Origin of the sequence: Stenotrophomonas sp. Br8 (assembly GCF_014763005.1) — a bacterium.
Taxonomy (GTDB): domain Bacteria; phylum Pseudomonadota; class Gammaproteobacteria; order Xanthomonadales; family Xanthomonadaceae; genus Stenotrophomonas; species Stenotrophomonas lactitubi.
On record NZ_JACGTN010000008.1, the window covers coordinates 90745 to 114035 of the forward strand.

Annotated in this window: 18 protein-coding genes and 1 pseudogene; 8 read left to right on the forward strand and 11 right to left on the reverse strand. The window is 64.6% G+C overall.

Annotated features, from left to right (window positions below; translation table 11 throughout):
• Positions 1-51: 51 nt before the first annotated feature.
• Entirely contained in the window at positions 52-5124 is a 5073-nt protein-coding gene (locus H3005_RS08520; RefSeq protein ID WP_191077929.1) for a putative Ig domain-containing protein, read from the reverse strand.
• Positions 5125-5420: 296 nt separating this feature from the next.
• On the opposite strand from H3005_RS08520, the gene H3005_RS08525 reads away from it, so the two are divergent.
• Genes H3005_RS08525 through H3005_RS08540 form a run of 4 tightly spaced genes read left to right on the forward strand, consistent with a single transcriptional unit; the run spans position 5421 to position 7630 of the window.
• The gene (locus tag H3005_RS08525) at positions 5421-5945 is read left to right on the forward strand and encodes a tail fiber protein (protein WP_100552710.1); all 525 of its coding nucleotides are present in this window, start codon (positions 5421-5423) and stop codon (positions 5943-5945) included.
• Between the two features lie 30 nt (positions 5946-5975).
• Complete coding sequence (locus tag H3005_RS08530; protein ID WP_100552709.1) at positions 5976-6506, forward strand: tail fiber protein; 531 nt, start codon at positions 5976-5978, stop codon at positions 6504-6506.
• Between the two features lie 37 nt (positions 6507-6543).
• Complete coding sequence (locus tag H3005_RS08535; protein WP_100552708.1) at positions 6544-7077, forward strand: tail fiber protein; 534 nt, start codon at positions 6544-6546, stop codon at positions 7075-7077.
• Between the two features lie 13 nt (positions 7078-7090).
• Complete coding sequence (locus H3005_RS08540; RefSeq protein ID WP_191077930.1) at positions 7091-7630, forward strand: GNAT family N-acetyltransferase; 540 nt, start codon at positions 7091-7093, stop codon at positions 7628-7630.
• Positions 7631-7673: 43 nt separating this feature from the next.
• On the opposite strand, the gene H3005_RS08545 is transcribed toward H3005_RS08540, so the two are convergent.
• The 5 genes from H3005_RS08545 to H3005_RS08565 all read right to left on the reverse strand — a co-directional run bounded on the left by H3005_RS08545 (position 7674) and on the right by H3005_RS08565 (position 12567).
• Positions 7674-7970 carry a hypothetical protein gene (locus H3005_RS08545; RefSeq protein WP_100552706.1) on the reverse strand — a complete coding sequence of 99 codons (297 nt, stop codon included), beginning with the start codon at positions 7968-7970 and terminating at the stop codon, positions 7674-7676.
• 110 nt (positions 7971-8080) lie between these two features.
• On the reverse strand, positions 8081-9529 hold the full coding sequence (locus tag H3005_RS08550; protein ID WP_331273753.1) for an efflux transporter outer membrane subunit: 1449 nt from the start codon (positions 9527-9529) through the stop codon (positions 8081-8083).
• Positions 9526-10410: a biotin/lipoyl-binding protein gene (locus tag H3005_RS08555; RefSeq protein ID WP_191077931.1), complete on the reverse strand. Its 885-nt coding sequence runs from the start codon at positions 10408-10410 to the stop codon at positions 9526-9528. Before H3005_RS08555 ends, H3005_RS08550 begins: the two co-directional genes overlap by 4 nt.
• Complete coding sequence (locus tag H3005_RS08560; RefSeq protein ID WP_099818682.1) at positions 10407-10622, reverse strand: DUF1656 domain-containing protein; 216 nt, start codon at positions 10620-10622, stop codon at positions 10407-10409. The genes H3005_RS08555 and H3005_RS08560 overlap by 4 nt, the downstream gene beginning before the upstream one ends.
• A gap of 4 nt (positions 10623-10626) precedes the next feature.
• Complete coding sequence (locus tag H3005_RS08565) at positions 10627-12567, reverse strand: FUSC family protein (protein ID WP_191077932.1); 1941 nt, start codon at positions 12565-12567, stop codon at positions 10627-10629.
• Between the two features lie 155 nt (positions 12568-12722).
• Between H3005_RS08565 and H3005_RS08570 the strand changes: the two genes are divergently transcribed.
• On the forward strand, positions 12723-13460 hold the full coding sequence (locus H3005_RS08570) for a helix-turn-helix transcriptional regulator (protein ID WP_279324077.1): 738 nt from the start codon (positions 12723-12725) through the stop codon (positions 13458-13460).
• Between the two features lie 23 nt (positions 13461-13483).
• On the opposite strand, the gene H3005_RS08575 is transcribed toward H3005_RS08570, so the two are convergent.
• Genes H3005_RS08575 through H3005_RS08585 form a run of 3 tightly spaced genes read right to left on the reverse strand, consistent with a single transcriptional unit; the run spans position 13484 to position 15159 of the window.
• On the reverse strand, positions 13484-14014 hold the full coding sequence (locus H3005_RS08575; RefSeq protein ID WP_191078059.1) for a nuclear transport factor 2 family protein: 531 nt from the start codon (positions 14012-14014) through the stop codon (positions 13484-13486).
• 38 nt (positions 14015-14052) lie between these two features.
• On the reverse strand, positions 14053-14484 hold the full coding sequence (locus tag H3005_RS08580; protein ID WP_100552700.1) for a hypothetical protein: 432 nt from the start codon (positions 14482-14484) through the stop codon (positions 14053-14055).
• A gap of 54 nt (positions 14485-14538) precedes the next feature.
• A complete protein-coding gene (locus H3005_RS08585) occupies positions 14539-15159 on the reverse strand; it encodes a hypothetical protein (protein ID WP_223880147.1) in 621 nt (206 codons plus the stop codon).
• Between the two features lie 294 nt (positions 15160-15453).
• Here H3005_RS08585 and H3005_RS08590 point away from each other — a divergent pair, with 294 nt between their 5' ends.
• Both H3005_RS08590 and H3005_RS08595 read left to right on the forward strand, forming a co-directional pair.
• Entirely contained in the window at positions 15454-20169 is a 4716-nt protein-coding gene (locus tag H3005_RS08590) for an RHS repeat-associated core domain-containing protein (protein WP_191077933.1), read from the forward strand.
• On the forward strand, positions 20154-20645 hold the full coding sequence (locus tag H3005_RS08595) for a hypothetical protein (protein ID WP_133120075.1): 492 nt from the start codon (positions 20154-20156) through the stop codon (positions 20643-20645). Before H3005_RS08590 ends, H3005_RS08595 begins: the two co-directional genes overlap by 16 nt.
• A 922-nt stretch (positions 20646-21567) precedes the next feature.
• Here the strand turns inward: H3005_RS08595 and H3005_RS08600 are convergent.
• Positions 21568-21941 (reverse strand): annotated as a pseudogene (locus H3005_RS08600) (hypothetical protein).
• A gap of 560 nt (positions 21942-22501) precedes the next feature.
• On the opposite strand from H3005_RS08600, the gene H3005_RS08605 reads away from it, so the two are divergent.
• Positions 22502-22831, forward strand: coding sequence for a hypothetical protein (locus H3005_RS08605; RefSeq protein ID WP_165377336.1), 330 nt, complete (start codon positions 22502-22504; stop codon positions 22829-22831).
• Here the strand turns inward: H3005_RS08605 and H3005_RS08610 are convergent.
• Positions 22825-23229 (reverse strand): ribonucleotide reductase subunit alpha, encoded by a 405-nt coding sequence (locus H3005_RS08610; RefSeq protein WP_089235854.1) that lies wholly within the window; start codon positions 23227-23229, stop codon positions 22825-22827. The genes H3005_RS08605 and H3005_RS08610 overlap by 7 nt on opposite strands.
• Positions 23230-23291 lie beyond the last annotated feature (62 nt).

Below are 23291 nucleotides of genomic sequence, written 5' to 3' on the forward strand. Positions count from 1 at the left end.
CGACATGCACGACCGGCGGGAGGGTGGGGCGCGTCGCCGCGCCCCACGTGATCAGTACTTCTTTTCCAGGTTCAGCTGCACACCGTGGTCGGTGTCTTCGCTGCTGCCGAACAGGCCGCGGTACTCGATCCGCAGGCTGAGGTCGCGCTCGGTCTGCAGCACCGCCCCCAGACCGAACACGAACCGGTTGCGCTTGAGCCCGTCGATTTCGCCGCGGTAGAACGGACCGCCCGGCAGATCGGCGTAGCCCATCGTCACCGAGCTGGCGTCCTGGAAGTCGTGCTGGTACTCGAACCGCACCTGTGGCGACAGCGTGCCGAAGCGGACCGGGAAGCGATAGTCCATGTGCACGCCCAGGCTGGCGGTGGTGGTATCCACATCCTGGTCCTCGTAGCGCAGGGCGTAGATGGCGTCGCCGCGTTCGGTATAGCCGTTCAATGTGGCGCGGGCCAGATCCAGGCGCGCGTACGGGCTCACCGACAACCGGTCGCGCTGGTAGTCGCCACCGACCGACAGCGAGGCGAACCACTGCTTGCCGTCGCGGTCACCTTGCACCATCGCGCCATTGGCAGTCACGTAGCGGCGCGAATCGAACGACAGCAACTGATAACCCAGCAGGCCATCAACGAAGAAGTACTGGCCCGGGTGATAGCTGGCGTACGCAGCCAGGGTGTAGCTCTCGCCGTGGCTGCGGGTGTCGTTGTGACCGACGTCGGTAGTGTCGCGGCCGTAGCCGATACCGGCGCCGAAGGCGAACGACTGGTTCACGCGGGTATCGGCACCAGCACTGATGCCGCTGGTCTGGAAGTCGAAGCCGGCGCTGCCCGAGCGACCATCGCGATCACCGCTGTTGATCGAACCGCCGGTCCACAGGGTCAGGGCGCCGTTATCGCCATTGCCGCTACGTTTGCCGCGATCCCCGCCGACGGGCGCGACAGCAACGTCGTCCCTCAGAACAGATTCGTCCAGCGCGGTGACCTGGCGGCAATCGCCGCCGGGCATGCGTCGCACTTCATCCTGGCAGCGACGGTCGCGGTCGACGCCGAAGCTCACCCCGTTCTCGAAGCGTGTGCCTCTGCCGGCACCATGCAGGCCTTCCATGCGGCGCTGGAAGTTGCCGATCTGCGCAGTGGCGAAGCGACGGGTGGAAGCGGTCTGCGCGCCCAGCAGGCCCATCACTTCCGCGTCCAGGGTCGGGTCCGGTCGGCCGATCACATCAAAGTCGATGGTCGCCGGCGCCGAGGTCGCGAATGCGTTTGCCAACGTGAAGGTGGCCGTGGCGGTACCGGCGAACGTAGCCGCCGGGATGAAGGTCAGGCGATAGCCCGCGCTGGCGCCGCTACCGGACGGTGCGATGGTGGCAGTGCCGGCAGTGGCCGGTGACAGCGACACCAGGGTGGCTGCGGTGAACGGGCCTCCGGTGGCGTCGGTCGTCAGCTCGACCACCGCCGCAACACCCGCATTTGCACTGACCCGACGCGAGACCGCCACAGGCACCTGGTTGATGGTGATCGTGGTGGTGATCGGAGCCGAAGCGCCATAGGCGTTGTTCAATGTGTAGACGATGCTCGCGGTGCCCGAGGCGGTGACCAGCGGCGTGTAGGTGATGTTGGTACCGGTCACCGTCGTGGTGCCGGTGGCCGGCTGCGTCACCAGGGTCACACCGGTGAACGGACCGCCGGTGGCACCCACCGTGGTGTCGATGGTCACCGGCTGCCCTGCCACGGTGGCGACAGCCGCGCGCGGCTGCCCCGCAGGCACCGGCAGCGCGTTGACGGTGATCGACACCGTGGCCGGGGCCGAGGTGCCACCTGGGCCGGTGGCGGTGTAGGTGAAGCTGTCCGCGCCGAAGTAGGTGCCTGTTGGTGTGTAGACAACCGTCACGCCGCTGACGGTGGCGGTGCCATGTGCCGGCGCGCCTGCCACGGCGATCGAGGTGATCACTCCGCCGTCGTTCGCCGTTACCGGAATCGTCACCGGTTGCTGCGATGGCGTGGTGGCGCTGTCATCCACTGCCACCGGTACCGCGTCAGCGATGACGACGCTGTAGCTCTGGGTGGCGTTGTAGCCGGCGTCGTCGGTGGAACGCACCACTGCGGTATAGCTGCCGGCCGTGGTCGGCGTACCGCTGAACACACCCGCCGAACTGAAGGCAATGCCCGGGGGCAGGGTGCCGGAGGCGATCGCATAGGTATACGGCGCGATGCCACCGCTGCTGCTCAGGCTCTGCGAATAGGCCGTGCCCACCGTGCCGCTGGGCAGGGTGGCGGGTGTCAGTACCACGGTCGCCGGAGTGATCGTGAAGGTGTACACGCGGCTGGCGGTCTGGCCGTTGGAATCGGTGGAACCCAATGTGATGCTGAAGTTGCCATCCGATCGGGGGATGCCGGCCAGTGCGCCAGCGGAGGTGAAGGACATGCCGATCGGCAGCGCACCACTGAGCAGCGCGTAGCTGTAGGGGGCTATACCGCCGCTGGAACTCAACTGCGCGTTGTAGGCCACCCCTGCGCTGCCGTTGGGCAGGCTGGGCGGATCGATGGCGATTGCCGGCGTGGCAACGACGATGGTGTAGTTCTGCTGCAGCGAGAACGGCGCTCCCGCGCCGGTGCTGGAGTCGGTGGTGCGCACGGCGATGTTGTAGTTGCCAGGGACGGTCGGCGTACCGCTGAGCACACCGGCCGACGTCAGGGTGACCCCCACCGGCAGCGAGCCGGCGACCAGTGCGTAGCTGTACGGCGCGATGCCGCCGCTGCTGGCGAAATTGATGGTGGTGGCCACGCCGTAGTTCATCGGCAGGTTGCCCGGCGCCGGGGTCATGCTCAGGGTCGGCGCACCAACGGTCAGCGTGAAGCCCTGGCCGGTGGTGAACGGACCGTTGCCGGAGCTGCTGTCGGTTGCACTGGCGACGAGGCTGAAGCTGCCCGCCGCGCTCACCGTGCCGCTTACGGTCACGCTGTTGGCGGTGGTGCCGCTGATGCCCACACCCGCTGGCAGGCCAGTGACAGTGAATCCGCTATAGGGTGCGGTTCCACCATTCCAGGTGAACGTCTGGCTGTAACTTGCGCCGACCTGGGCGCTCATCGGGCCGCCCGCAGTCACGGTGATGGTCGGATTGCCGACCGTGATGCTGACCGTTGCGGGCGCCGAGGTGCCGGCAGTGTTTGTTGCGGTGTAGGTAAAGCTGTCCGGGCCCGCGTAACCCGCGGTGGGCTGGTAGGTGACGGTGGTGCCGCTGGCGACGGCACTGCCGTGAGCCGCCGCAGTGCCGATGGCCACCGAGGTCGGCACGCCGCCGGTGATGTTCAGCGTGATCGGATTGGCGCTGCTGTTGTAGGCCACGGTCGCCGACACCGGGTTGGCAACCGGCGGACTGTTGATGATCTGTAGCGAATAGCCACGTGGCGCCGAGCTGTAGGGCCCGCTGCCGGTGCTGCTGTCGGTGGCGGTTACCGCGAAATTGGAGATGCCCGCTGATGTGGGGGTGCCCGACAGGGCTCCCGTGCTGGCGTTCAGCGCGATGCCCGCCGGCAAACTGCCCGCAGTGATCGCATAGGTGTACGACGAGGTGCCGCCGCTGGCGGGATTGAGCGCAGCGCTGTACGCCACGCCCTCGGTGCCATTGGCCAGAGTGGTGGCCGGCAGCAGGACCGTTGCCGGAAGGAACGTCGTCGAATAGGCACGCGAGCCGGTGTGCGGCGCGCCGGCGCCGGTGCTGCTGCTGGTGGCGGTAACGGTGAAGTTGAAGGTGCCGCCTGCGCTGGGTGTACCGCTGATGACGCCGCTGCTGCCATTGAGTGTCACCCCCGCCGGTAGGGCGCCGGCGGTGATCGCATAGCTGTACGAGGCGATGCCGCCGCTGGCGCTGAAGCTCTGACTGTAGGCTGCGCCGACTGTGCCGCCTGCCAGCGTAGTCGGAGCTATAACGATCACCGGAGGCGCCACCACCAGGGTGTAGGCGTTGGAACCGGTGAAACTATTGGCGTCTGTTGCGGTCACGGTGAAGTTGAAGGTGCCGGCCGCGGTGGGCGTACCGGTCAGTGCGCCGGTGCTGGTGTTGAGGCTCATCCCTGCGGGCAGGGCGCCTGCGGTGATGGCGAAGCCATACTGCGCAGTGCCGCCGCTGGCGCTAAAGGTCTGGCTGTAGGCCACAGCGACGGTTGCACCCGGAACGGTGGCCGGGTTGATCACGATGGTCGGCGGCGCAACCACCTGCAGGGTCACGGATTTGACCTCCGCATAGCTGCCGGTGCCGGTGCTGCTGTCGGCGACGCGGATGCCGAAGGTGTAGCTGCCCTGGGTGGTGGGCGTGCCACTCAGGGTCGCGCCGCTCAGGCTCAGGCCGGGTGGCAGGGTGCCGTTTTCATACGCGAACGTGTAGCCGGGCACGCCACCGCTGGCAGTGAAGGTGACAGAGTAGGGAAGGTTCAGCGCGGCAGACGGCGACGACGGCGCGATGGTAAGCGTCGGGTTGGCTGCCGAACCGCTGAAGCTGCGCACGCCGCTGGCAGAGGCGCTGTCGGTGGCGCGGATGGTGAAGGCGTAGGCGCCGCGCTGGGTCGGCGTACCGCTGATGATGTTTCCGCTCAGGCTCAGCCCCGGCGGAATGGAGCCGCTGTCCAGGCTGTAGGTATAGGGGCCGGTGCCACCACTGGCACTGAGGCTGGTGCTGAAAGGCACGCCCACCGTCAGGTTGACCGCGGGGGTGGCGACGAGGGTGATGGCCGACGCCGGAGCGATCGTTACGGTGACAGTGATGTCACCGCCGAAGTCGTCCTGGATGACGAAGGTATCGGTGGAGGCACTGTCGCCGTTGTGGGTGTAGGTCAGCGGCAGGTTGGCACCCGACTGCAAACCTACCGTGCGGCTGCCGTGCGGAGTTGCTGCCGTGCCTGCGGCGATACCAAAGCCGCCGTGACAGTGGTTGATGTCGATCGTCTGCGAGCCACTGTTGGCCACCGACATGCTCAGCGTCGGGCAGAACGTCGATGAGGCTGCCGTCGCCAACTGCGGCCACAGGCTGCCCGCGCACAACAGCGCGACGATGAACCAGGAGCAGAACGATGAAAAGAAAGCGTGCGAACGCGCACGCGGCGTCTCCACGCGTTGCGCTGATGACTGATGCATGTTCTGCCCCTGTTGGCACCGCACGGGCTCGACCGTCCCCAGGGACATCGAGCCAGAACGGCGAGACCTTACCCCTGTCCGCGGACACCGGGCTGGACCCGGCACCGCACCCCTTGCGAACTGCTGCCAATCATTCAAGCAGGATTCAGCGTGAAAAAGAAAGTGCCTATATATTCATGAATGGTTAATGTTGCATTCGCACAAAGATTTCGCTTGTACGGCGTGTGGAGTGTGAGCGAGAGTAGCGGCGGCAGCGGACATGACGTCCGTGCCACCAACCTTTCGGGGGAAAAGGTATGACCCAGGTATTCCTCGGGCAGATAATGCTCACGGGGTTCGCGTTCGCGCCCAAGGGATTTGCCGTTTGCAACGGACAGTTGCTTTCCATTGCCCAGAATCAGGCGCTGTTTTCTCTGCTGGGGACCATGTACGGCGGTGACGGCAGAACCACGTTCGCCTTGCCCAATCTGCAATCGCGTACCCCGGTGGGCGCCGGCCCTTCGGCGGATGGGGGCTGGAATCCTGCGCCTTACGTCCAAGGGGAAGTGGGCGGCGTGGAGAGCGTTACCCTGCTGCCCACTCAGGTTCCGGCCCACAGCCCGGTGGTCAATGGCACCACCACTGCAGGTACGGCGCGCAATCCTACCGGCGGCCTGTATGGCACCAGCGGCAGTGCAATCTTCGGACCTGCCAACGGCACCCTGGTTCCGCTGAATGGCGTGGGGCCGGGCGGTGGCAACCAGCCGCACGCGAACCTGCAGCCCTACACCGTGATCAATTTCGTGATCGCACTGAACGGCATCTTCCCGTCGCGCAACTGATTCTTCCGAAGCCCATTACAGGAGTTCCCCATGAGCACCCCTTACATCGGAGAAATCCGGATGTTCGGTTTTGCGCGCGTGCCCAACGGCTGGTTCGCATGCGACGGTTCGCTTCAATCGATTGCCGAGTACGAAGTGCTGTACACCTTGATCGGCACCACGTACGGCGGTAACGGCGTCACCACTTTTGGTGTGCCCGACCTGCGCGGCTGCGTGCCGATCCATCAAGGCCGCGGCCCGGGATTGAGCGCCTACGTGATGGGGCAGAAGGCGGGCAACGAAAGTGTCACCCTGCTGCAGACGCAGTTGCCCCAGCATACCCCGTCGCTGATGGCCACCACGGCCTTGGCAACCACCGGTGCGGTTGGCGCTACCGTGCTGCCGGCGGCGCTGTCGGGCGAGACCATGTATGTCACCGATATCACCGGCGCCAATGCTGCGGTCATGTCGCCCAATGCAGTTGTCAGCATGGGTGGCAACCAGCCGCACGACAACCAGATGCCTACGCTCACGGTGCAGTTCTGCATCGCGTGGGCGGGCATCTTCCCGTCGCAGAGCTGAGTCGTCACCCGCGCATACCCGCTTCCAGGACACGACCATGACCGAACCTTTCATCGGCGAAATCCAGATCTTCGGCTTCAACTTCCCGCCACGTGGCTGGGCAAGCTGCAATGGCGTCACCCTGCCGATCCAGCAGAACACTGCGCTGTTTTCGCTGCTGGGCACCCAGTACGGTGGCGACGGACGAACGAATTTCCAGCTGCCCAACTTCGTCAACCGCGCGGCTACCGAACAGGGCCAGGGCCCTGGCCTGACCCCGCACACCATCGGCGAGGCCTATGGCAGCAATTCGGTGACGTTGAACACTGTGGAGATGCCGTCGCACAGCCACTCCCTGACGATCTACAACCAGCCTGACCAGACCAAGCGCACCGGCACCCCGGTCGCGGGCAACTACCTGGGTCTGCCGACCTCAGGTGCACCGTTCGTGCCCAGCGCCACCGCCAACGCACAGTTCAGTCCCAAAATGATCGGTCCGTCTGGCGGCGGCCAGCCCCACGAAAACCGCCAGCCCTACCTCGCGACGAACTTCTGCATCGCGTTGGAGGGGGTGTTCCCCAGCTTTGGCTGACAACATGCAAGCGATGTCGCAGCTCATTTCGTTTCCGGCGGGCCGCAACGACCACCTGGCCGTCCCCGCGCTCCTTGGCGAGCGCGGGTACGCTTTGCGGCCGCTGTGCGACGATGACCTGAGCTGGCTGCGCGAACTGTACGCCAGCACCCGCGCGGAGGAACTGGCGGCAGTGCCTTGGCCCGAAGCGAGCAAGCGCGCGTTTCTGGATAGCCAGTTCGCACTGCAGCACCAGCACTACCAGGCGCACTACAGCGACTCTGATTTCCTGGCCATCGAACGCCACGGCGTGGTGGTGGGCCGTTACTACCTGCAGCGCAGTGCGCCGGATCACCTGATCGTCGATATCTGCTTGTTTCCCGGTGAGCGCGGTCACGGTGTGGCCGCGGCCCTGATTGCTCACAGCCAGGGCGAGGCCGCCGCGCTGGGTCGCGGCGTGACCCTGCACGTGCAGGCTGACAACGTCGCTGCGCAGCGCCTGTACCGGCGTGCGGGCTTTGCCCTGATCCACGATCAAGGCTCGCATCTGCTGCTGCGTTGGGCACCGGGCTGAGCCGGCGACACGCCGCCGCAAGCCTGGCCGCGGGCTCACATTCTCAGTTGAAGATCGCCTGATACAGGAATCCGGCCTGCTCACGCGCTACCGGCACCAGGAATATGCCCACCTCACCGATGTCGTCATGGCGCATCTGATAGATCTGCTGCGGGAACAGGAAGGCCGAGCCGTTGCGGAACAACAGTGAGAACGGCACACGCGCCGCGCCCGGTGGCAGTTGCGATGGATTCAACGCTCGCGCCTCCACAAGCACAAACGGAACCTCGCCGTCGTTGATGACCGCCGAGAAGGTCTGATCGACGTGGCGGGCGAAATGGTCGAGCGTCAGCAATTCCATGCAGGGTTCCCCTAAACCGAACCGCATCGTCGCCGCGCGGTACGCTCGATGCAAGTGTGTTGCGGAAGTTTCCGGCAGGCATGCTTGGCTGCACGTGAACCGCTCGTCCATCAGTCCTGTGTACCACCGGGGGCGAGTGTCCGATTGCCTGCCTCGGCCCAACCCCCACCCAGCGCCAGGAACAGATCCACCTGACGGTCCACCCGCTGCGCACGCGACGCTGCGAGCGCGGATTCTGCATCGGCCAGCGCGGCCTCGGCAGACAGCACATCGAGGAAGCCGATCCTGCCGAACCGGTACAGTTGCCCGGCCTGGTCGCTCGCACGCGCCGCGTCGTCGCGGGCCAGGGCAAGGCTGCGCTCGCGATCGATCTCCTGCACATACGCCGACAGCGCGGTTTCGGTCTGCCGCAACGCATCCAGCACCGCGCCGTCGAACGAAGCCAGCGCGGCATCGGTGTTGGCCCCGGCAGCGTCGATCCGTGCGTGGGTTGCGCGGCGGCTCGGCCAGCGCCACGACAGCAGCGGTCCGATGGACGCGCCGATGCTGTCGCTGCTCAGCAACTTCTTGAGTGAGCCTGCCATGCCAGCGGACGCGCCGATGCTCACCTGTGGATACAGCGCCGCCGTTTCCACGCCGATCATTGCAGTGGCGGCCGCCAAGCTGCGCTCCGCCGAACGGATATCCGGGCGACGCTGGATCAGCTGGCTGCCATCGCCGACAGGAATCAGCTGCTGCAGGCGCGGCGGTTGTTGGCAGTTGGCGACTTCCTGCGGGTAGTCCGCTGGTAGTCGGCCCATCAGCGCTGCCAGTTCGAACAGGGCCGCCTGCCGCTCGGCAACCAGATGCGGCACCGCCGCGGCGCTGCGGTTGACCGCCGCGCGCGCCCGGCTCACGTCGAATTCGGTTCCGCGTCCGCCGTTGGCCAAGCGGGTGGTGGCGTCCAACGTGGCGCGCTGCGTATCGAGCACCCGCTGCGTCGCCGCCAGGGTGAGGTTGGTCGAACAGATGCCGACATACGCGCGGGTGACGGCAGCGGCGACAACCACCCGAACCTGGTCGCGCGCTGCAGCGACAGCCTCTGCATCCGCGCTGGCTGCTTCAATACCGCGGCGGATGCCGCCGGCCAGATCCAGCGGGTAGGACAGGTGGATGCCGAGCGCGTACACCTGCGGTGGCGAGGAAGGCGAGGTGTATCCCCCGGCGCGGGCCAGCGTAGCCGATGCGTCGGCGTCGGTGCCTACTGAGCCCTCGGCCCGGAGTTGCAGCGCCATCGCCGTGGCGCGCCGCAGGTTGGCGTCGGCCGCGCGCAGATCGGTGTTGGCCCGCAGCGCTTCGCTGACGTAGGCATCGAGCCGTAGATCGTCGTACAGCTGCCACCAGCGGTCCGGCGGCTCGGCTTGTATGTAGGCAGCTTCGTGCCCCGATACGAATGTGCGGCGGGCCGCCGGGGCCGCGGCGACCGCGTTGGCCGGAAGTGTGTAGTCGGGGCCGGACACGCAGCCCGCCAGCGACAGTGCACAGGCGAGCACGCCCACACGTGATGCGGTGAATATCACTTGCAGGCCCCCTGTGCGCGCGGAGTGATGGTCACGCTGGCGGTTCTGCCGACAATCAGGCGGGTAGCCGGTGCAACGTCATCCAGGCGGATGCGGACGGGTATCCGCTGCGCCAGCCGCACCCAGGTATAGGTCGACGCGACCGACGGCAGCAGGTTGTGGGTGCTCGAGCGCTGGTCGTCGGCGATACCGGCGGCGATGCTCTCCACATGCCCACGCACGTCGCGACCATCGCCCATCAGGTGGGCGACCGCGGCATCGCCCTCGTTGATGCAGTTGAGCTTGGTTTCTTCGAAATAGCCTTCGACCCTCAGGCTGCTGCTGTCGATCAGGGCCAGGGCCTGCGCGCCGGGCTGCAGGAAGTCACCCGGGTGCAGGTCGAGATTGGTGACGGTGCCATCGGCGCTGGCGCGCACTTCGGTGCGCTGCACGTTCAACAGTGCCACCCGCCGCTCTGCACGGGCTTGCGCCAGACCGGCCACTTCGGTATCGACCTTGGCCGCATTGCGCTCGCGTGTCTCCGAGGCGACCAGGTTGCCCAGCGCCAGATCCCGCTTCGATTCACGGCGGGCGAGAGTGAGTGTGGCCTGCGCGCTGCTCACAGCGGCATCGGCCCTCTCCAGCGCAGCGGCGTAGCGCGGCTGGTCCAGCACCAGCAGCAGCTGCCCGGCTTTCACCCGCTGGTTGTCCTGCACCAGCACCTGGGTCACCAGTCCGCCCATGTCCGATGCCACGCGGATCACATCCGCGCGTACCCGGCCATCGCGCGTCCAGGGCTGCGTTTCGTATCGGTTCCAGAGGGACAGGGCCGCGATGACGGCGACGGCGAACAGGCAGAGCGTTGCGCTCCAGCGGCCAAGAACACTCAGCACGTGTTTCATTTCAGTTTCTCGAACAAGGGCGCGAGCTGGATCAGCAGCTCCGCCAGGATCACGAACAACGAAAGGCCCACCAGCGGGCGATAGGCGAACAGCCGGTACAGCCCGAGGCTTGCCAGCAGCCGCGAGGCCATCATCGACAGGGCCAGCGCGATGAGCGCCACCGCCAGCAGGCCGGGAACGAAGACGCCATCGATGGAGATATCGGAGAACATCGCATCAGTCCTCATGAGCGAGCAGGTCGCGGCGCAGGCCGGAAAGCAGCGCGAGAACGCGCTCGGTTTCGGGTGGGCTGCCAGTGCTGACGGCGTCACGTGTGCGTTCGAGCGATTCCAGCAGCGGCGCATTCACCGGGCGCGGAGTGGGAGTGTGGAAGTGGGCGGTGGCCCTGTGCATCAGCAGCGCATGACACTCGCGGCTGCTCCGGTCCTTGAGCGTCCTGCCGATCACGCGCAGTTCGGCCACGGCACTGGCCGCGCGCATGTCTGCAAACATCGTCCGCAATGTGCGGGCCGCATCCGGATGGCCGCGCAGGCGAGGAGCAAGCAGCGCAAGCCGATCCACCATGCGGCTGGTCCAGTCGCTGGCATTTCGCACCTGCCCGGCCGCCCGACGCGCGATGTCCCGCCTGATCACGTCCTGCAAGCGCGCGCGGCTGCGATTGCTGTCCAGGGTCTGCAACAGCGACATGCTGCACAGCGCCGCCGCCGTGCCGACGAACAGCGCGACGCCGCTGTTGAGTGCACCCACGATGTTGCTGGCATTGGTGGCGCCCAATCCTGCAATGAGCGGGAAGGTGAGCACTACGCCCAACGCCGCCATGATGAACGGTGGGCGTGCGAGGAACGAGCCACACAGCAGCAGCGCGGGCGCCAGCGCCATGGCCAGATCGACGAAATCGGACAGGCCCGGAAAGATCACCAGCGCGTAGAGCAGCCCGACGACCACGCCGATGGTCGACCCGATCAGGTAGCGCATGACATGCCCGGCAGGTGCCTCGGCGGTCCCGAACAACACGCAGGCCGTGCCGATGATGGAGACGGCGGTTGCCCCATCGGACCACGCCGTGGCGATCCACAGCGCGCAGCTCAGTACGATGCCGACGAATGCACCCAAGGCGCTGCGCAGGGCGATTCGGTGATCACGGTGCAGCACGTGGCCATTCGCCTTGCTGGCGAGGTGCGCGGGCACACGCCGGCGCCAGTCCGGGCGGGCGGCGTGCAGCTGCTCTTCCAGCAGCCGGCAGTCGTGATGCGCAGCATCGAGTTCGGCCTGACGTGTGCAAAGTGCTGCACGCAGCAGGTCAGGCCATGCTGTGTCTGTCGTGCCAACAGGCTGCGCGCGCAGCTGGGCCATCGATTCATCCACCGCGCTGGACAGCATCAGCACATCGAGCATCCGGTCATGCAGTGCGCGCAGGATCTGCACCTGGGCAACGCCGTGCGCGCTGTCGAACGGCAGGTGGATGGACAACGTATGCAGTTCGAGCAGGTCCGCGGCTGCCTTGGAGCGATCCTCCGCCAGTACCGTCTCCTTGGCGCCTGCGCGCATGTCCTGCGTCCAGCGTTCCGCATCGCCGAGGATCGACGCCACACGCGCGTGCACACGCGGCGAGACCCGGCGTGGCAGCACCAGCCCGTGGACCAGCGTTGCCGCAAGAATGCCGATCGAGATCTCCTGCACGCGGGTGATGGCAATGGTGAAGACTTCACCGGGCACCATCACCGCCGGGAAACCGATCAGGCTGGTGGTATACCCGGCCAGCAGGAAGGCATACGCACGCGGTGTGCGGTCGAGCATGGCCAGGTACAGGCACAGGCCCATCCAGGCCGCCAGCACCACGCTCAGTACCAAAGGCGCGTTGGCGAACCGCGGCACCAGCAACACCGTAGCGACCGCACCGCCGACGGTTCCCAGCAGGCGGAACAGGCCCCGGCTGAGTGTCGCGCCGGACATCGGCTGCGACACCAGGTAGACCGTGCCGATCACCCAGAACGGGCGGGTAAGGCCGATGCGCAGCGACACATACAGCCCGAGGATCGCAGCGAGCAGGCACTTGAGCGAGAACAGCACCGCTTCGCGGTCGACCTTCAATGCGGGCGACGTCAGCAGCGCACTGGGGCGCGAAAGCCAGGGGAGGGTAGGGGCGGGAATCTGCATGCCGCCATCGTATTCAGCGAGACCTGCAGCCGAATTTCGCTAGAATGCCAGTCTATCGCTGAATCTGGTCATTGAGAATGACTCGCATCTCGCTGCCTGGCTTTGATCTGGACCCGGACGCGACGGATCGACCTGCAGTGGCCAGCCGCCTGCAGGTGGCCGACCACGATGCCGAGATTCCGGTGCACGACCACCGCAAGGGACAACTGATCCTGGCGCTTCATGGCGCGGTGACCTGCGAGGTGGCCAATGCCCTGTGGATCGTGCCGCCGCAATGCGGCGTGTGGATTCCCGGCAGCCTGCCGCACAGCAATCGCGCCACGGCGAACGCGCGCCTCTGCTATCTGTTCGTCGAGCCGGGCGTCGTCGACCTGCCGCTGCACTGCGTGACGCTGTCGATCTCACCGATGGTGCGCGAGATGATCCTGCACCTGGCCGATGTGCCGCAGGACTACCCGCGCGGCGGGCACGTCGAGCGGCTGGCGCGGGTGCTGCTGGACGAACTGGTGCAGATGCCGGCCGAGCGGTTGTACCTGCCGGTGAGCGATCACCCCAAGATCCGTGCGCTGGCTGCGGCGCTGTCGGCCAATCCGGCGGACCGCAGCACCATCAGTGAATGGGCCAAACGCCTGGCGCTGGGCGAGCGCACGTTGACGCGCCTGATTGATCGGGAAACCGGTCTGTCGTTTGGGCGCTGGCGACAGCAGCTGCATCTGCTGGTTGCGATTCGCGAGCTTGCCGGCGGCGCAGCGGTGCAACGGGTTTCTGAAACCCTGGGCTACGAGTCGGTGACAGCGTTCATCACGATGTTCAAGAAAGCGCTGGGGCAGTCGCCTACGCGGTATTTTGTCGCGCGGCTGCGGAATCAGGATTCTGCTGCTCGTGGCGATTGACGTTGACTGGCTGAAAGGAAGTATCAGCTCTCCGCGGAACTGCGTTTGTCGCGTATCGAATAGATCACTGAAAAGATCTTCCAGCCTTGCTCGGTGCGGACCAGTTGCCACATTTCCCTGCCCCAGTTTTCTTTCGCGCCATTGGCGTGGAAGCTGTAGTCGAACGACACCGATGCCACATCGCCGTCTGTGTCGATCTTCGTGTTGAAGAACTTCTCCTCTCGTGGCTCTGCAGTGGCCACGGCCTCATCGATGAGCGAGATGAAGTTGTTCGATGGGATATTTCGTGCCTTGATCGCATCGGGCTTGGCCCTGCGGATGTCCGCCAATCGCCGGTCTTCGGACACGAACTGCCAGCCGATGTCTTCCGGTCTATCCGAGAAGAACAAGCTCATGTAGGTCGGTTTGTCCTTGTTGATCAGCGAGGTGCGGAAGGACTCGATCACCTGTTCGATCGCTTCCACATCGGCAGGCGTGCTTTGCTCTGCGCAAGCCGGAAGGCTGGGCAACAGGCAAAGGGCGAGGGTGGTGAGGACCGTTCCTGGAATGTGCATCTGTAGTGTCGGGTTGAAGGAGAGGGCGGGCACACGCATCAGCGAGCGTACGTGCGCCAGAAGAGCACATGATCGCCCGCTCTGCTTGTTGCGACGAAGACCGACCTGTCTATTTCGTGCTCGCAGCGAAAGAAGGAGTAGGAGCGCTTCAGAGCCGCCTCACTCGGCCACCAGCTTCGATTGAACAGTGCCGGCTGGGTAGCGCTGTGGTCGACGGGCCGGCAACCGGACGGCAACAACAACTGCTTGCTGCGTGGTTTGCTGAAGGCAAGCGCGCTCACGTTTGAATCGAGGTCGTGCACCTCGCGCAGGTCGGTCGCCTCCTCGGGCACCCACGCGGGAATCCAGCCCTTGGTAATCATCTCGGCATCAACAGCTTCCTGCTTCGTGGCGAAAGAACTGTCCATCACCAGATCCAGATCGCAGGAGGTGAGTATCAAGCAGAGTGCGAAGAGGATGGGCAGCCTCATGCTGCTTCTGGCACGTTGTCGGAACGTCATTGCTGCCATGCGTTGCCTCGCGATCTACCGGGTCAATGCCTCGAAAAGACGGTTTCGATCCGCATCGGTCATCGACCACGATTGACCGACCGGCGCCATGCGCACGGTTTCCACCCGGCCGCAGGCCCGGTACTGCCAAGTCTCCGAGCCGTCCGCTTGCGTTGCCACATCGATCCCGTCCAGGCGCGCGCATTGCAGCCTTGCCAGTGCCATCGGCGTGAAATGGAACATGTAATGCTGCACTCTCTCGGCCGGCATTGCCGAGCCAGTCGGCAGGGGATGGGCCGGCGAGTACTCGCCCAGAAGGCTGATGCAGGTCGCGGCGGCAGAAAGCGTATTGCGGCCAAAGGCTCGGGAGGCATCACGTTCGACCTCATTGCCGAGCCTCTTTCCCTCCTTGCTGGCAGCGTAGGCCTGCGCCACCTGAAGCTGCGCGGGATCGAAGGTCGACAGCCAACGTTCGCGGCCGTCCTGCAACTGTAGTTTCAGGCCAGGCAGGATCTTCTGGCAGCGCGCCGAGATCGCCTGTGTCTGCACGAAGTCCTGGGCCCGATCGCTGGGAGTTGCGGCCGGCGGTGCTGCCGGAGCGTCCGTCGCCAGGAAGGCGGAGGTGATGACCAGGCCATATCCAATCCTGCTGCGCATCCTTGCACCTGTTGGAAAGTTTGATGGCGCACGCTATCACGGATGTTGGGTGGGACGTAGCTTGGAAGGGGGCTGCTCCCGACCTGGGTCGACCGCCATTTTCGCTATCGATAACCGTGACCTATATCTCAGGGCTTGACTTGATTATGTAATGGTCTTGCGCGATAAAGGCGCCATGCGGCATTGCCGCATTCCGGAACAGGGACGATCCGAAGCAGGGCGCGACAGGGCGGTGATCCGCCTGTGCGCCTTCGTCCCTCCCGGCGCGGTATTCGCCCAGGAAGGAGAACACGGATGTTCGGACGGACAATGAAGCTGGCGTGTCTGGCGCTGACGATGGCCGCGCTTGGCTGCGCGGCCCCCCTAGCCGCGCAGGCGCAGGAGAGCAAGACAACCTGGCGCATCTCCCAGCCAAGCGGGAATTCGACCCAGTACAAGACTCAGCAGGAGGCAGTGCAGGCGATCAAGAGCCTGCCCGCGCCGAGTCCGTTCCCGCCTGAGCTCCAGTTCGGTTGGCAGTCCGTCAATTCGATCAAGTCGAAGGTCGTGGACCTGGAGGGAAATACCTCAATCACGTACTGGATGGGCAAGTCCCAGCCCTCCGACCCTGATTGGTCGTATCTGAGTACCGCTATATTCCCGACCGAAGAGGCGATGGTTGCCGCCTACCTGGCCAAAGTTCAGGAGGCAAATCCTGTATGTCCCGGAGCGGCGGTCACCCCGACCAGTGAATGGTATGCACTCAGCCCCGACATGGAGGGGACGATCGAGACCCGGGATTTCCAAGCCACGTACATGATCGGCGACAACACAGCCGAGTCGCCGTGCACGCCCTATCCAAGCGATGCCCATATGACGCGGACCCGGCGTCTGAACTGCCCGGTCCCCCTCACCCAGTGGTCCAACAAGCATGAAGCGTGTGTCAGCGAAGAGTTCGTAGCAACCATCACCTCCAAGACGACGCAGTGCGACAAGGATGGCGGGAACGGCAACTGCCCGACCTCGGGTAACAGCGCCATGAGTGGCATGAGCCCGAACCCCTCCAGCACTCCGGCATCGCAGGAGCCTCCGTGCACTGGCACCGTAGGCAACCCCTGCGACGTAAAGACCGGCGAGAAGTACGAGATCGCGCAGGACTTCGATCTGGGCTGGATTGCACTGACGCGCTATTACCATTCGGGAATATCCACCTCGTCCGGAGGGTTCGGCTACGGCTGGACACATTCGCTTGGAGCGCAACTGGCACTGGATGGGGCGGGTGGCGCAGGCATCGTTGAAGCCACCGGTTTCCAGCGCGCCTTCAAGAAGATCGGCCAGGTCTACGAGGCTGCTGACAGCAGTGGCGCTCGCCTGGTCCAGAATGGGAACTGGACGCTGTACGCGTCCGACGCCATTTCGACATTCGACGATGCGGGTCGGCTCGCCGCGAAGCGCTTTGTGGACGGTACCTCGCTCACCTTCGTCTATGACGACAGCCAGCGCCTCGCTGCCGTTGTGCACAGCAGTGGCCGTACGCTTGAATTCGTCTACCAGTCCAACGACTACGAAGCATTGATCAGCTCCGTTCTGGTCGCGGGCGTACCCCAGGCGAGCTACACCTATACCGCGCATGGGCAGGTCGCTACCGTCACCTACGCGGGCGGCGGGGTGCGCACCTATCACTACGAGAATCAGGATTTCCCCCAGCACCTGACCGGCATTACCGCCGAGGATGGGCGCCGCTACAGCACCTTCACCTATGACACCATCGGTCGCGTCATTTCGAGCCAGCACGCGGGTGGCGCTGATGGCGTAACCCTTGCCTACAGCCCCAATGGCGGTGCGGTGGTCACCGATGCATTGGGCCATCAGACCGATTACACGCTGACGCCCGGTGGCGACAGCGCTCCTCCCCGCAAGGTGTCGGGCACGACCGATGCCCAGGGTTCGATCAGCCGCACCTACTATGACGGCGCGGTCGATTTCCGCCGGCGTCTGGATACCTATACGGACCGGCGCGGCGTCCAGACCAAGCACACTTACAGCGAAGGCGTCGACGCGGTGACGGGCCGACCGGTCAACACCCATACCATCACCGATGCGGTCGGCCTGCCTGAGCAGCGCGTGGTGCAGACCACGCGCGACAGTGTTACCAACGCGGTGCTGGCTACGACCATCGCTCAGCGTGAGACGCGTACCGCCTACAACGCCCGTAGACAGCCGGTGAGCGTGACCCTGAAGGACCTGGCGTCCGGGCAGACGCGTACGGCCACGTATACCTATTGCGAGGCCGCGGATGTAGCCGCAGCCGGCAGTTGCCCCGTGGAGGGGCTGCTGAAGAGCGTGGACGGCGCACGTACCGACGTGGCCGACGTCAGCACCTATGCCTACTACGCCGCAGACGACGCAGGGTGCGCGACCAATGGGGTCTGCACCTATCGCAAGGGCGACCTGCGCAGCGTCACCAATGCACTCGGTCAGACGGTGGAGACGTTGGCCTACGACGCCTACGGGCGACCGTTGTCGGTGAAGGATGCCAATGGGGTGGTCACCGACTACGCCTACCATGCCCGCGGCTGGCCCACCTCGGTGACCGTACGCGGCGCCACCACCGCCGAGGATCGATCCACCCAGATCAGCTACTGGCCCACCGGCCAGGTGCAGCAGATCACCGAGCCGGATGGCGGCAGCGTGACCTACGTGTATGACGCAGCACTGCGACTGACCGATATCGAGGACAACGCAGGCAACACCATTCATTACACGCTGGACAATGTCGGCAATCGCCTGAAGGAGGACACCCTGGATGCGGGCGGTACCCTGCGCCGCACCCTGGCACGCACCTTCAACACGATTGGCCAGCTTAAGGCGCTGAAAGACGCCGGCAACCACGCCACTGGCTTCACCTACGATGCAAACGGCAACCCGCAGACGATAACCGACGCCCTGCAGCGCGTCTCCAGCCAGCAGTACGATCCCCTGAACCGGCTGGCTCGGACCCTGCAGGACGTGGGAGGTGTTGCTGCGGAAATCCGCAGCCAGTACAACGCGCTGGACCAGGTCACCCAGGTGACCGACCCGAAGGGCCTGCACACCACCTACGCCTACAACGGCTTTGGCGATCTGACCGGCCAGGTCAGCCCGGACAGTGGCGCCAGCAGCTTCACCGTGGATGCGGCAGGCAACCGCAAGACCGCCACCGACGCGCGCGGTATCACTGCCACCTATCACTACGATGCACTTAACCGCCTGACTGGTATTGCCTATCCGGACCCCAATCTGGACGTGGGCTACAGCTATGATGTGGCGCCGGCCGTCTGCGTGGCTGATGAGCGATTCGCCAAGGGGCGCCTGGGGCAGGTGCTGCACGCCAGTGGCAGCACCCAGTACTGCTACGACCGCTTCGGCCAGATCACCCGCAAGGTGCAGGCTGTCAACGGTGTCGCCAGTACACTGCGCTACGCCTACAGCAAGTCGGGCCGCTTGACGTCGTTGACCTACCCGGACGGCAGCGTGGCTGACTACTTGCGCGATACCCAAGGGCGCATCAGCCAGATCGGACTGACCCGGCCTGGCCAAGCGCGCCAGATCGTGGTGAACAACGTGAGCTATGCAGCCTTCGGCCCGGCGACCGGTTGGACCTATGGCAACGGCCGTCAATTGCAGCGGCCGCTGGACCTGGACTACCGCCCGCAGGTCGTGCATGACCCGGCCGCAGGGGGCCTGTCGCTGAGCTATGGCTATGATCCGGTGGGTTCGATCACCGAGCTGAAGAACGGCGCAGGGTCCGAAGTGCTGGCCAAGTACGCTTATGACGCGCTCGGCCGCCTGACCCAGACCCAGGACGGTACGACCGGCACGCCGATTGAAACCTACGGCTACGACGCCACCGGCAACCGGACCTCGCTGACTACGTCGGCTGGAACGGCCGCCTATACCTATCCGGCAACCAGCCACCGGCTGACTGCGGTGGATGGCGAGGTGCGGAATCACGACGCATCGGGCAACACCACCAGCATTGGCAGCAAGGTGTTCACCTATAACGATGCCAACCGGATGAACGCGGTGAAGCAGGGTAGCGCCGTGCTGGAGAGCTATGCGTACAACCATCGCGGCGAGCGCGTGCTGCGCACCCCAGCCGGTGGTGCAGCACAGCTCACGCTGTATGGCGAGGCAGGGCAGTGGCTGGGCAACTATTCGGCCACGGGGGAGGCGCAGCAACAGGCGATCTGGCTGGACAACTATCCGGTGGCACTGATCAATGTGCCGGGCACCGGCGTGCCGGAGCTGGCCTACATCCAGCCGGACCACCTGGGCACGCCGCGCGTGGTGATCGACTCCGTGCGCGATGTTGCGATCTGGGAGTGGAGCAACAAGAGCGAAGTGTTCGGTGATCAGATTCCTAGTGCTGATCCGGATGGCGATGGCGTGGCGTTCGACTTGGCGCTGCGCTTCCCCGGGCAACAGTCGACGGATGCGAGTGGGCTGTTCTACAACTACCAGCGGGAATACGACCCGGCAGTGGGACGCTATTCCCAGAGTGATCCGATTGGGTTGAATTCTGGTGTGAATACATATGCTTATGTATTTTCAAGGCCGATGAATTTCACCGATCCGAGGGGGCTAAAGACCACCTTGATAACCACCTACGATTTTGGAATTGGGAGTCACTCTGCGATCCATGTCGCAAGGCCCGGACAACCCGACTTCCTATACGATCCAGCAGGTTCGTACGCGCCCGGTGGACGTCGGGGAACTGGTGGGCTTTTCGAGGGGGATGATGCTAGCTTGGCTGGATACAGCAGGTATCAGCGCGCGACTGGAAGCCGTGTTGAGTTCACCGTTATTCACCTGTCGCCGGAGCAGGAAGCTACTCTGGTCCAGAATGCAGAGGAATGGGGCGATCCTCGTGGTTTCGGGTGTGCAGCCTCTGTGTCGGGTGCGTTGAGTGGAATGTGTGGTATCACTCAAACGTTCCGTCCTGGTGTCCTGAATGATATGGCGAAGGAGGCCGAATGCCCGGTCAAGTGAAAGATAGGTTGGTGGCATCTTCAGTTTGTTTCATGCTTTGTGTTGTTATCAACATTGCGGCATGGAGATGGGTTTCGGCATTTGTGAAGATTGAGGGGATGCGGATTCCATACGTCGTGCTGATTTCGTTAATTCTGTCTTTCGCATTCTATGGCTTTGCATTGATTCGCAAAGAATGGACGGTGCTCGCGGTTGCTGGGATCGGGGCTGCTGCCGGCGTTGTAGGCGGGACATTCGCCATTACGCTGTCCAATTTGGTAATCGTTGATGGCTTTCAGCGGCTCGTTGTCAGCTTCGAAAGATATGGGGCAATTGCTGCTCTTTGGGACGTCCCGGTATCGCTGCTACTTGGCAGCTGGGCTGTTGGGGCACTTTCTTTCTGCGCTGCATGGTTGAAGCTCAAGAGATCCTGTGGCGGGAAGGAGAGTGGGCGAAGAATTGGCAGGAATGCCTCTCGTCCGCGAGATGCTGGCTGACGCCGCTGGGAGCGGTATGCACTACGCTACCCCTCCCGCTGCAACCACCCCGCCGCCTGCGCGCATAACGATTGGCAGAAGATGACCAACCCCCTCATCACCCGGCCGCCCACGTACGGCTCGGGTTCGCCGTTCTGCCGGGTGCGTTCCGCTGCGTTCAAAATCCCCATGGGCCTGGAAGCTTCGGTGAGATGGTGGGTGGCAAGTGTCAAGAGCGACTGCGTATAGATCCGGCGACGCCGCCGGGTACCAAAGGGCAGAAGTACTCCCACTACCAATTGGACCAGAAATGTGAGCATTTCAGCCCTGCGCCTGGGGATCGCGATCCGAAATTCCAGTAGATGAATAGAGAATAGATTTCCCCCCGGTTGACGATGACGAGCCGGGGCTCATCGATCTTCTTGATCGTTGGAAGGCGGTAGGCTACCCGTCGTCCGGGTTGAAGTGTTTCCGTATCGAGGCCTGCTCGACCGGAAGCGTCATTCTCGTCTATGCAAGGACATGGCGGGTCGAGAACCTGTCGATGGCGCATACGGTTCTCTGAAGGACGTCCGATGCCCAGATTGCTCACCTCCGACGAGGTCTCCCTCATCCAGAGGATGCTGCCTGGGACTACCGAGTTGTCCGAGCAGCTGTTGAAGGATCTGGCGCTCGCCCAGGCGGATGTCCTCGGACTCGGGGCGTGCTGTTTCTCTCCAGCAAGACTCAGGTCCTTGGCCGTGACGCTGCCACCGCAACGCTTGTCGATGTCGCGGTATGCCGGTGATGGCCACCCTGTATGTGGACGATCACGATCAGCTCTTCGAGCTCGAATTGTGGGCGGTGGACTTCTCACCGATCATCTGCCTCGATCCGAGGAGCGCTTTCAGCGGGCACTGACGCCTGCTGAAAGCGCTCTTCGCTGAAGCGTTGCGTGTGGCATTCACCCCTCCACCTGCAACCGCCCCACAGCCTGCGCACTCAACGCCAGGCACGCCAGCATCAGCCTTCCATCACCCGGTCGCCCACATAGTCCTCGGGCTCGCCGTTCTGCCGGGTCCGCTCTGCCGCCAGCAGCACCTCCTGTACCACCCGCAACCCGGCCAACGCGCAATCCGCATCGGCCAGCGCCATGCAGCGCCCGGGCAACTGATGCCGCTCCGGCCAGGGCTGCCCGTCGGCGGCAGCGCCTTTGCCGATCCGCTTCAGGTTGGCAATCAGGGTATTCGCATCCGCGCAGGACACAGCCTCTGCCAGGTCATCGGCATTGGCCGGGTCACGGTAGGCGTGCAGATGGGGAAGGTCAGATCCGTTCATGGCGAGGCTCCGTGCAAGGCAATCGGTAGCCGCCACACAGAGGTGGCGGACGGTACGTGGTTCGAATCCGGGTTGACCTCAAGCCGGCGGGCGCGAACGCCCCCACGCACCGCCCGCCATAGCCGGCAGACGGATTGCCAGCCGGCGCCACGGAATGTGGACGCCGACTGGCAAGCGCAATCACTCAAGGTCAACACGGGATTCGAAACCCGGCCACCCGCTTTCGGTGGCACGCCATCTGAGCCCGCGTCGCTGTGCAATGCCAATCAGACGAGTTGTAAATAGCTCGCGATTGAAGACGCTTTCGGCATTGAACCACGCTGTTAAGTTCCGGCAGCGCTGGCTGCCGCGTTGGTCCAGCGCGACCAGGCAATCTGCGACAGGTGTCGTGGTTGGGTGCATGGAGTGAGCAGGACGGCCGGGGCGAAGGCGACATCACAGTGAACCCGGATGCATTCCGCCGGGCACGACCCGGCGCTACCGATTCCGTCGTGCCTTGACGTTCCCCACCCACCAAGCGCAGGCTTGCCCGGCACGTTTCCTAAACACAAAGGAGACTTATGACAGCCACCGCGTCTCTGCACCCCACGCCCGACAGCCAAGGCCGTTCACGCCTCTGGAACGTCTTCTGGCTGCAAGGGGTCGTCCCCAGCAACATTCTCTGGGCCGTTGCCCTCTGGGCCCTGGCCAACCAGCGCACCACGCTGGTGCTGGCGGTGTTCGCCGTGCTGCTGCTCTATACCGGCTGGATCATTCCGGCAGTGTGGCGGGCGGCACCGACCGCGCGCACCCCGAACCTGGGCGTTGCTGCGCGCGGGCTGACCGTGGCCTGGGGCCTGAACACGGTGCTGGTGATCTTCTTCCTGACCCTGCAGCTGGTGGCTCAATAGAACTGGATCGGCTCACCGCTGCGGTCGAAGGCGGCGAAGCGGCCGATCTGGCCGTCGTTGATGGCGTTGACCATCAGTCGCAGCGGGCGCGTGGCCTCGTCGGTGGTGGGTGCGAAGCCCGCACGTCCATCCATTGCCGCCACGAACACCATGTCCCACTCCACACCGGTGGTGGTGGACTCGCTGGCCAACGCCTGGAAGCTGGGCACCTCGGCCGGCAGCTTGTCCACGCACAGCACCGGCGACAGGGTGCCGCCTTCGCGGCGGTCATGCCGGTCACGCTGGTCGTCGGTGGGCGATTCGGGCAGGTCGGCGCGGGCGAATACGAACAGCAGGCGTTGCGGTTCGGCCTGTTCGCCGGCGGCCTGCAGCAATTGCTGGAAATCGTTCATCATCATGATGGCTGTCACACGCACACGGCACGGAAAGCCGCATGCTGCCACAACGCCCGCGCGGCGTG